Source organism: Nocardia amamiensis NBRC 102102, from assembly GCF_001612745.1.
Taxonomy (GTDB): domain Bacteria; phylum Actinomycetota; class Actinomycetes; order Mycobacteriales; family Mycobacteriaceae; genus Nocardia; species Nocardia amamiensis.
Window position 1 is genome coordinate 1 of record NZ_BDBA01000275.1, and the last position, 9,773, is coordinate 9,773.

The following is a 9,773-nucleotide window of genomic DNA, read 5'->3' on the forward strand; positions in this document are numbered from 1 at the left end:
AAGGCGAGGCAGCCGCGTAGCTCATCTACACCGCGACAACGGCACGAGTGGGACGACGATCGGTCAGTCGATACGGCGGCGGTGTGCCCAGCGGGTCAGGGCATTGCGGTTGGATTGCTGGGTTTTCCGCAGCACGTTCGAGGCGTGGGTCTCCACCGTCTTGACCGAGATGAACAGGGATTCGGCGATCTCCCGGTAGGTGTAGCCGCGCGCGAGCAGGCGCAGCACCTCCAGTTCGCGCGGGGTCAGCGAGTCCAGTTCGGGGTCCAGCGGCGGCTCGGGCACCGGAGACCTTCCGGTGAACGAGTCCAGCACGAATCCGGCCAGCCGCGGACTGAACACCGCGTCGCCGCCCGCCACCCGGCGAATGCCGTCGGCCAGTTCGGATCCCGAAATCGTCTTGGTCACATACCCTCTGGCCCCCGCCCGGATCACCGCGATCACGTCCTCGGCCGCATCGGACACGCTCAGCGCCAGGCACACCGGCCCCGGCTCGATGCCGGACAGCACCGCGACGCCGCCACCGTCGGGCATGTGCACGTCGAGCAGGACGACGTCCGGGCGCGCCGTATTGATCCCGGCGACCGCGTCGGCGACGCCACCGGCCTCACCGACCACCTCCATGTCGGACTCCCGGCTCAACTCCGCGCGCACCCCCGACCGGAAAACGGCGTGATCGTCGACGAGAAAAACTCGCGTAAGCGCCACTTCAGTTCTGGGCGTACCCGATGAGTTACCCATGTGCTCCGCTCCCCGCGCCTCTCCGGGCAATTGTCCGATTTGCCCTGTCACCCTAGCCATTCGTGCGATCTCCGCACATTCCGGGGCGCACCGGCTGTTCGGGCATCGGCACCGGCTCAGGCATGGCTGCGACCGGAGCATCCTGGGGTGCGGCGGTGGCGTTCGCATCGCAATCCTGACCGCCGGAATCGCTGCGGGGCATGATTATCCGCACCTCCGTGCCACGGCCGGGGGCGGACAGGATCTCCACCTGCCCGCCGCGGCGCTCGATCCGGCCGCGGATGGATTTGGCCAGGCCCCGGCGATCCTCGGGCACGGACGCGAGGTCGAATCCGTCGCCACGGTCGCGGACGAAGACGCTCACCTGGTGCGGCTCGGTCTCGGCGAACAGGTCGATCTCCGGGACACCCGCATGCTTCGCGGCGTTGACCAGCGCTTCCCGGCTCGCGCCGAGCAGCGCGGTGAAATGTTCCTTGGGCAAACCGGCCCCGGAGCCGTCGACGTCCATCGACACGTCTCCCACGGTCACCGGCGCGACCTTCACCCCGTGCTGGTCCTCCACCTCGCCCGCGATGGTGCGCAGGGCCGCGGCCAGACTCGACTGGGCCGGACCGGAATCCTCGAACAGCCATTTGCGCAGCTCCCGCTCCTGGCTGCGGGCCAGGCGCACCACCTCCTGCGGATCGTCGGCCTGCCGCTGGATGAGGGCGAGCGTCTGGAGCACGGAGTCGTGCAAGTGCGAGGCGATCTCCTCGCGTTCCTCGTTGCGGATGCGAGCGGAGCGCTCGGCATTCAGCGCGCGCATCATGCGCAGCCACAGCGGAACCGTCAGCACCCCCGCGCCGATCAGCGTGACCGCCACGGCGAGCAACGCGGACCCGAGCGAACTCAGATCGATCCTGGCCAGCACCACCACCCCGAGGCCGACCACGATCAGCGTCGCTCCGGCGACGATACGCGACCAGGTCACCACCGACGGCCGCGCGGGCAGCCCGAGCAACGAGCGCGGACCGTCGACGTCGTATTCCCGCCACACCAGCGCCGCACCGACCGCGACCACGACGATCGGCGCGATCACCTTGGCCGCCGTGCCACTGAACAGCCACGACACCGCCACCGCGAGCCCGAGCCCGAGCAGGGCGAGCCCGATCGCCTGCCGCCGTTCCGCGCCGGAGGGCTTCGCCTGGTCCGAGCCACCCGGCGTGAAGATCCACAGCAACCCATACGCGACGATGCCCGCCCCGGCCAGCGCGGACAGCAACACGAACGCCATCCGCACCTTGAACACGTCGACACCGAGGTGATCGGCCAGGCCACCCGCCACGCCGCCGACGATCCGGCCGCCCGAACGGCGCACCATCCGCGCCTGCGGCGGCCCGGGAACCAACGCGGGCGCGGGACCGCGAGCAGCGTCGAACCCCCGAGTGTCGAACGCGGGAACAGACGGGTACATGTCTTCGATACTGGCACGACCACCAGACGGCCAGCCATCGGGAATCACCCTGATCTCACCCGTGGGCACCGCGTCGATCCGGGCTGAGGCCTGGTTGTACCGGGTCCACCGCCCATCAACGGCGGCGTGCCGTTCCGCGGCACTCGCCGTCCGGATCACCTGCCCGCGCTTCAGACGTCGCCTGTTCGATCGGCTGATTCCACGTGGATGCTGGTCGAAGGCCGTCCGGTAGACGCGCGGACCAGCACACCAACAGCAGCAGGGACTCGCCCCCATAGGACTATGCCGCAGGGTTGCTCGGATCGGCATAAGAGCCGATCAGGGCTGTGTCAACCACAGACAAACTGGGCGGTATTCAAGATCCATCATGTAACCGGATGGTTGCTCAATCAGTATGATCGGTCCAAAGTGTTCTCGAAATTTTTCAGGGTTCCCCCCGATGTGCCGACGCACGAGTCGGGCTCACCATGGGAAACATGACGAAAACCAGCTTCGGCGATCAGCTCCAGCAGATGTGGCAGACGCGGCCCGTGCGATTGCCGCGGCAGGGCCCGGTCGCAGGCGTCGCGGCGGGATTTGCCCGGCGCTACGACGTCGACCCGGTGCTGGTTCGCATCGCGTTCGTGGTCTCGACGATCTTCGGCGGCGCGGGCATCGTGCTCTATCTGCTGGCCTGGCTGCTGCTGAGCGCGGCGGGCGACCAGGCGTCGGCAGCCGAGTCGCTGGTCGGCAAAGGACACAGCTCGCAGTCGCAGACCAAGAGCATCGTGTTGATCGTGGCGCTGGCCATCGCGGTCAGCACGATGGGCCCGGTCGGCGTCGGCCTCGGCGGCTCCGGCCTGATCAGTCTCGCGCTGATGCTGGCGGGCTGGTGGATGCTGCACCTGCGCACGCCGGCACCGCCGCCGGGCACCACCGAAGCGTTCGGCGGGTTCGCCCCGGACGGCGGGATCACCGCCACCGGCTATCCCGGCGCGGTCTTCCCGCACGGAGCGCCGAGGACCTTCGGCGACATGTACGTGCCGCCGGCCACCGTGTACACGCCATACACCAAACTCCCGGATTCGTACGTCCCGGAAACGCCGGTCCGAGCATCGGATGGCGATGCCGAGACGGTTCTGCTGGACAAGGGAGTGGCCGACCAGCATGGCGATTCCGTAGTGCTCGACAAGTCCGCCGCGACCTCACCTTCGGATGAGGCCAGGCCGACCGAATCGGGAACCGCGCAGACCGGACTGGACTCATCCGGCAGCGCTGAGCCCAGCGGCCGAGCCGACCTGGCCGCGCCCATCGGCGACAGTTCCGCACCGGGCGAGTCCGCCGAGAACGCCGAAGGCGGACCGAGTACGAACATCCAGCGGATGCCCTCGCTCGGCACAGAACAGGGCCCGTCACCGACTGGCAGCCCCGTCTCGCTCGGCAAAGACGTCGCCGACACCGCGACCGACACGAACCGTCCCGCCGCGGCGCAACCCGCGATCGTCCGGCGCCCGATCCCTCCGTCCTGGGATCCGCTCGGCGTCGCCCCGCTGGCCTGGGACCTTCCGGAACCCGCACCCGTCCGTACCGCGGTGGCGCCACCGGCCAAGCGTCCGCGCTCGCGGCTGACCCCAGTGGTGATCGGTCTGGCCATCTTGGCGGCGGCCGGGGCGGGCGCGGCGGCGGCCTCCGGTGTGGAGTGGATGACGCCGAGCCGGATCGGCGCGGTGGCACTTGCGGTGATCGGTCTCGGCCTGGTGCTCGGTGCGTTCCTGCGCCGCGGCTACGGCCTGCTGGTGCTCACCGCGCCGCTCGCCGGATTCGTGCTGCTGGCCTCCGCCGTCGGCCCGATCGAGTTCGACCGCGGCGCGATGGGCGACCACACCTGGGCCCCGGCCTCCGTCGCCGACCTGGCGCCGCACTACAAGGTGAACATGGGCTCCGGCACCCTGGACCTGCGTTCGCTGAAACTCACCGAGAACCGCACCGTGGACATCGACGCGCACATGGCCGAAGTCCGCGTGCTGCTGCCCGCGGACCTGACCGTCCGCACCCACTGCACGGCATCCATGGCCGAAGCCATCTGCGACGAAGGCATCAGCGGCCCGAACCCGCCCGGCGCGCCGGTGCTCGATCTGAACGTCGACGTCCGATTCGGAAACGTGGAGGTGCGCCGTGGCTGAGACCGACAAGAACAACACTGCCGAGTCCCGCCGCGGCCCGGCCGCCTCGCTGCTCATCGCCGGACTGCTGGCCATCGCGGTGAGTGTGTGCGGCTTCATCGGTCCCGCATCCTGGCCCGCGTCCAGCATGCTCCCGATCGGTTGGATCGTGGTGCTCGCCGCGATCGTCATCGGCATCGTGCTGGTGATCTCCCCGCGTAAACGATCGTGACCACCCAGCCGAATGGCCTCTACCGCGATCGAAACGCCCTGCCCCACCTGCGCAGCCGAATCGCACTGCCCATTATTGGTGCACCACAGGAGAACCCATGAAGCCCGACGAGAACGCCGCTCAGGCCGAGCTCACCGCCAGACCCACGCCACCGGACCCACACGGCAGACCGCACCTCGTCACCACGAACGGAATACTCTTGGGCCACTTGGTCCTGCACAGCGCCACGTGGCACCGGCCGCGCCGACCCGCTCACACCGCACGCGCGACAAGGCTCGGAGTCACTCCCACTCGATGGTGCCCGGCGGCTTGCTGGTCACGTCGAGGACCACGCGGTTGACTTCGGGCACCTCGTTGGTGATCCGGGTGGAGATGCGTTCGAGCACCTCGTAGGGCAAACGGGTCCAGTCGGCGGTCATCGCGTCCTCGCTGGAAACCGGGCGCAGCACGATGGGGTGGCCATAGGTGCGGCCATCGCCCTGCACGCCGACGCTGCGGACATCCGCCAGCAGCACGACGGGGCACTGCCAGATCTGGCCGTCCAGACCCGCCGCGGTGAGCTCCTCACGCGCGATGGCGTCGGCTCGGCGCAGCGTGTCCAGGCGGTCCTCGGTGACCTCACCGACGATCCGGATGGCGAGACCCGGCCCCGGGAACGGTTGCCGGGCAACGATCTGCTCCGGCAGGCCGAGCTCACGACCCACCGCGCGAACCTCGTCCTTGAACAGCAGCCGCAGCGGCTCGACCAGTTCGAACTCCAGGTCGTCGGGCAGCCCGCCGACATTGTGGTGACTCTTGATGTTCGCCGTGCCGCTGCCGCCGCCGGACTCCACGACGTCCGGGTACAGCGTGCCCTGAACCAGGAATTCGACCTTCGGCGTCGCGCCGTCCACCTCTCCGTGCTCGAGCACCACCTCGCCCACCGCGTCCTCGAAAGACCGGATGAACTCCCGTCCGATGATCTTGCGCTTCTCCTCGGGATCGGCGACGCCCTTCAACTCGCCGAGGAACTTGTCCACCGCGTCGACGGTCACCAGCTTGGCGCCGGTCGCGGCGACGAAATCCTGCTGCACCTGCTCGCGCTCCCCCGCCCTCAGCAGGCCGTGGTCGACGAAGACGCAGGTCAACCGGTCACCGATGGCACGCTGCACCAATGCGGCGGCGACCGCGCTGTCCACCCCGCCGGACAGCCCGCAGATCGCGTGGCCGTCGCCGACCTGCTCGCGCACCGAGGCGATCAGCGACTCGGCGATGTTCGCCGGGGTCCACGTCGACGGAATGCCCGCGAGCTCGTGCAGGAACCGGCTCAGCACCTGCTGACCGTGCGGCGAGTGCAGCACCTCCGGGTGGTACTGAACACCGGCCAAGCGGCGCGCGCGGTCCTCGAACGCGGCGACCGGGGCGCCCGCGGTGGTGCCGGTGACCTCGAAGCCCTCCGGCGCGTCGGTGACCGCGTCGCCATGGCTCATCCATACGGGCTGGATGGTGGGCAGGCCGCCGTGCAGCAAACCGCCGTCGATGTTGAGTTCGGTGCGGCCGTATTCGCGGGTGCCGGTGTGCGCGACTGTGCCGCCGAGCGCCTGCGCCATCGCCTGGAAGCCGTAGCAGATACCGAAGACCGGCAGTCCCAGCTCGAACAGCCGTGGGTCCAGTCGCGGCGCGCCCTCGGTGTACACGCTGGCCGGGCCGCCGGAGAGGATCACCGCGAGCGGTTGCTTCTCGGCGATCTCTTCCACCGTCGTGGTGTGCGGAACCACCTCGGAGAACACGCTCGACTCGCGGACCCGCCGTGCGATCAACTGCGCGTACTGGGCTCCGAAGTCGACGACGAGGACCGGTCTCTGGGTTTGTGCCACCCACACAGTTTAGTGAGCGGCGAAACGGGGGAATCTTCGGGACAGCGTCCTCGCACACGACCGAGCGGGCCGACCGAATCCTCCCGCGCGCCCCCGCCCCGCTGGTTATCCTTCTGCTCGTGCCCTTCGCCCGCGCGATCGATGCCGACATCCACTACGAGGACAGCGGCGGGGACGGCCCGGTGGTACTGCTGGCGCACGAGTTCTTCATGGACCGCACCATGTTCGCCGCCCAAATGGCCGCGCTCGCACCGGAATTCCGGATCGTGTCCTGGGACGCACGCGGTCACGGCCGCACCAGGGACGAGGGCCTACCTTTCACCTACTGGACCGCCGCGCGGGACGCGCTGACCGTGCTGGATCACCTCGGCGCCGAACAGGCCGTGGTCGGCGGCACCGCGCAGGGCGGCTTCACCGCACTGCGTACCGCGCTGATCGCGCCGGAAAGGGTCTCCGCGCTGATCCTGATCAGCACCGAAGCGCACGGTCCCACGCCCGAGCAGTCCACCGCCACCCAGAAGTTCCTCGAACAGTGGTATGACGACGGCTCCCGCGAACGGGCCGCGCGTCAGCTGGCCTCCTGGCTGATCGGCGACGACGAGTGGTACCGCACGATGTGGACCCAGCGCTGGCTGGTGCGCGACCGGCGCGGCATCGAGGCCGCGGCGGGCTGCCTGCTCAGCCGGGATTCGGTACTGGACCGGCTGCGCGAAATCGCCTGTCCCGCCTTGGTGATCCACCCCACCGACAGCGGCTTGGACCGCGAGCGCGCCCGGCAGTTGGCGCGCGGCCTGTCCGGCGCGATCTTCGTCGAGATCGCGAACGCGCGACTGGCGGTGACGATGACCCACCCGGAGCCGGTCAACCACGCGATCCAGCAATTCCTGCGCACCAGGACGAAGCCGGCCCGCAAGACGAAGCCGACCCGCGTGCGGTAACCCCACCACGCGAACCTGGCGACCGGAAAGCCGTTGCTTACCTGCCACTGGAGGCGCGAGTCTTACGAGCGCCGTTCGCGGCCCGGCTCGTGTCCGAGTGGGCGAAGCGCATGCGCCGCAGGCGCGAGTCTCGCCCGCTCGGACGCGAGCCACAAAGGGGCCGCGAACACCCCGCGCCGCAGGCGCTGGAAATCAGACAGAGCCCGGCTCATGTCCGAGTGACCGAAGCGCATGCGCCGCAGGTGCGAGTCTCGCCCGCTCGGACGCGAGACTTCCCGGGGCCGCGAACACGCAGCGCCGCAGGCGCTGCAAATCAAGCGCGAACGCTGAGACCGACTTTCTGGAACTCCTTCAGATCCGAGTAACCGGCCTTGGCCATCGAACGCCGCAGACCGCCAACGAGATTCAGCGACCCGAATGGATCGTCCGACGGACCGTAGAGCACACGCTCCAGGCTCGGGCGCACGCTGCCGCCCTCCGGCTCGCCGCCGAGGTCCCACGGATCGTCCACGTGCAGCAGCGAACCGCGCGGCACCGAAGGATGCGCGGCGGCCGACGGCCAGTACCAGCCACGGCCCGGCGCCTCCGCGGCCGCGGCGAGCGGCACGCCGAGCATCGCGGCATCCGCCCCGCAGGCGATCGCCTTGGCCAGCTGGCCGGAGGTCGCGATGTCCCCGTCGGCGATGACGTGCACGTAGCGGCCGCCGGTCTCGTCCAGGTAGTCCCGGCGGGCGGCGGCGGCATCCGCGATCGCGGTCGCCATCGGCACCCCGATGCCGAGCACCTCGCCGGTGGTGGTCGCACCGGGGTAGGAGCCGTACCCGACGATCACGCCTGCCGCGCCGGTGCGCATCAGGTGCAGCGCGGTGCGGTGGTCGCTCACGCCGCCCGCGACCACCGGCACGTCCAGCTCGGCGATGAAGGTCTTGAGGTTCAGCGGTTCACCGTCGCCGACATGCTCGGCGGAGATGATCGTGCCGTGCACCACCAGCAGGTCGATGCCCGCCTGCAGCAGCGCCGGTGTGAGGGTGCGCGCGTTCTGCGGGCTCACCCGCACCGCGACCGTGACACCGGCGGCGCGAACCTGCGCGACCGCGGCGGCGAGCAGATCCGGCTGCATCGGTGCGGCGTGCAATTCCTGGAGCAACGCCACGGCACGCTCGTAGCCGCCCTTGCCGACGAGTTCGAGCAACTGGTCGATCTTCGCGGAGACGTCCGCGTGCCGCGCCCACAGGCCCTCGCCGTTGATCACGCCGAGCCCGCCGAGGCGGCCGAACTCGATGGCGAACTCCGGCGACACCAGCGCGTCGGTCGGATGCGCGAGGCACGGGATCTCGAAGCGGTAGGCGTCCAGCTGCCAGGACAGCGACACCTGCTTCGACGAGCGGGTCCGGCGCGAGGGGACGATGTCGACGTCGTCCAGCTCGTAGGTACGCCGGGCGGTCCGGCCCATGCCGATCTCCACCATGTCGCGCACGCATTTCTCCTTAATGTCTTCTGCCGCGCTGTGTTTGTTTTGCAGCGCCTGCGGCGCTGCGTGTTCACGGCCCCGGGAAGTCTCGCATCCGAGCGGGCGAGACTCGCGCCCGCGGCGCATGCGCTTCGCCCACTCGGACGCGAGACGGGCCGCGAACGGCGCTCGTAAGACTCGCGCCTCCGGTGATCACCGGAGGCGGGGCCCGATGGGGTGCCACACCCACACAGCTCTACCTGCCCGTGAGCATGACTTGCTTACCCATGAGCAAGCTCAATCATGCACGGACCGGTTGGTCCTGTACACGAACGTAGCGGGCTAGCCTCGGCCGGTGTAGTTAGGGGCCTCGACGGTCATGGTGATGTCGTGCGGGTGGCTCTCCTTGAGTCCGGCCGCGGTGATCTGCACGAACTGCGCCTCCTGCAGATCCGCGATCGACTGCGAACCCGTGTAGCCCATGGCGGCGCGCAGCCCACCGACCAGCTGGTGGATGACCTGGTTGACCGGCCCGCGGAACGGCACCCGCCCCTCGATGCCCTCCGGCACCAGCTTGTCCTCGGCGAGCACGTCGTCCTGGAAGTAGCGGTCCTTGGAGAACGACTTGGCCTGCCCACGGCCCTGCATGGCGCCCAGCGAGCCCATGCCGCGGTAGCTCTTGAACTGCTTGCCGCCGACCAGGATCAGTTCACCCGGCGATTCGGCGGTGCCCGCGAGCAGCGAGCCCAGCATCACGGTGGACGCGCCGGCGGCGATGGCCTTGGCGATATCGCCGGAGAACTGGATGCCGCCATCGGCGATCACCGGGACACCCGCGGGCTTGCACGCCGCGACCGCCTCCAGGATCGCGGTGATCTGCGGCGCGCCGACACCGGCGACCACGCGAGTGGTGCAGATGGAGCCGGGGCCGACACCTACCTTGACCGCGTCGGCGCCCGCCT

General features: G+C 69.5%; 8 protein-coding genes. 3 read left to right on the plus strand and 5 right to left on the minus strand.

All coding sequences use genetic code 11. The features are described 5' to 3' along the window. Window positions 1–63: 63 nt before the first annotated feature. A complete protein-coding gene (locus tag NA4_RS34855) occupies window positions 64–741 on the minus strand; it encodes a response regulator (RefSeq protein WP_067479780.1) in 678 nt (225 codons plus the stop codon). 52 nt (window positions 742–793) lie between these two features. Further along, window positions 794–2,194, minus strand: a complete 1,401-nt coding sequence (locus NA4_RS34860) for an ATP-binding protein (protein WP_067479790.1) — start codon at window positions 2,192–2,194, stop codon at window positions 794–796. Between the two features lie 476 nt (window positions 2,195–2,670). Between NA4_RS34860 and NA4_RS34865 the strand changes: the two genes are divergently transcribed. Both NA4_RS34865 and NA4_RS34870 read left to right on the plus strand, forming a co-directional pair. Continuing rightward, window positions 2,671–4,356, plus strand: a complete 1,686-nt coding sequence (locus NA4_RS34865) for a PspC domain-containing protein (protein WP_307188625.1) — start codon at window positions 2,671–2,673, stop codon at window positions 4,354–4,356. Then, complete coding sequence (locus NA4_RS34870) at window positions 4,349–4,567, plus strand: hypothetical protein (RefSeq protein ID WP_067479784.1); 219 nt, start codon at window positions 4,349–4,351, stop codon at window positions 4,565–4,567. The genes NA4_RS34865 and NA4_RS34870 overlap by 8 nt, the downstream gene beginning before the upstream one ends. A 281-nt stretch (window positions 4,568–4,848) precedes the next feature. Here the strand turns inward: NA4_RS34870 and guaA are convergent, their stop codons facing one another. Continuing rightward, a complete protein-coding gene (guaA, locus tag NA4_RS34875) occupies window positions 4,849–6,423 on the minus strand; it encodes a glutamine-hydrolyzing GMP synthase (protein WP_067479792.1) in 1,575 nt (524 codons plus the stop codon). Window positions 6,424–6,542: 119 nt separating this feature from the next. Between guaA and NA4_RS34880 the strand changes: the two genes are divergently transcribed. Continuing rightward, window positions 6,543–7,361 carry an alpha/beta fold hydrolase gene (locus NA4_RS34880; RefSeq protein WP_067479786.1) on the plus strand — a complete coding sequence of 273 codons (819 nt, stop codon included), beginning with the start codon at window positions 6,543–6,545 and terminating at the stop codon, window positions 7,359–7,361. A gap of 313 nt (window positions 7,362–7,674) precedes the next feature. On the opposite strand, the gene NA4_RS34885 is transcribed toward NA4_RS34880, so the two are convergent. Both NA4_RS34885 and NA4_RS34890 read right to left on the minus strand, forming a co-directional pair. Beyond that, window positions 7,675–8,838, minus strand: a complete 1,164-nt coding sequence (locus NA4_RS34885) for a GuaB3 family IMP dehydrogenase-related protein (RefSeq protein WP_067479788.1) — start codon at window positions 8,836–8,838, stop codon at window positions 7,675–7,677. A gap of 315 nt (window positions 8,839–9,153) precedes the next feature. Next, window positions 9,154–9,773: IMP dehydrogenase (locus NA4_RS34890; protein WP_174553038.1), on the minus strand; the 620-nt coding region annotated here is incomplete at its 5' end.

Coding starts and splice junctions, on each gene's coding strand:
- NA4_RS34855 (WP_067479780.1), bottom strand. CDS start 741: ATGGGTAACTCATCGGGTACGCCCAGAACTGAAGTGGCGCTTACGCGA.
- NA4_RS34860 (WP_067479790.1), bottom strand. CDS start 2,194: ATGTACCCGTCTGTTCCCGCGTTCGACACTCGGGGGTTCGACGCTGCT.
- NA4_RS34865 (WP_307188625.1), top strand. CDS start 2,671: ATGACGAAAACCAGCTTCGGCGATCAGCTCCAGCAGATGTGGCAGACG.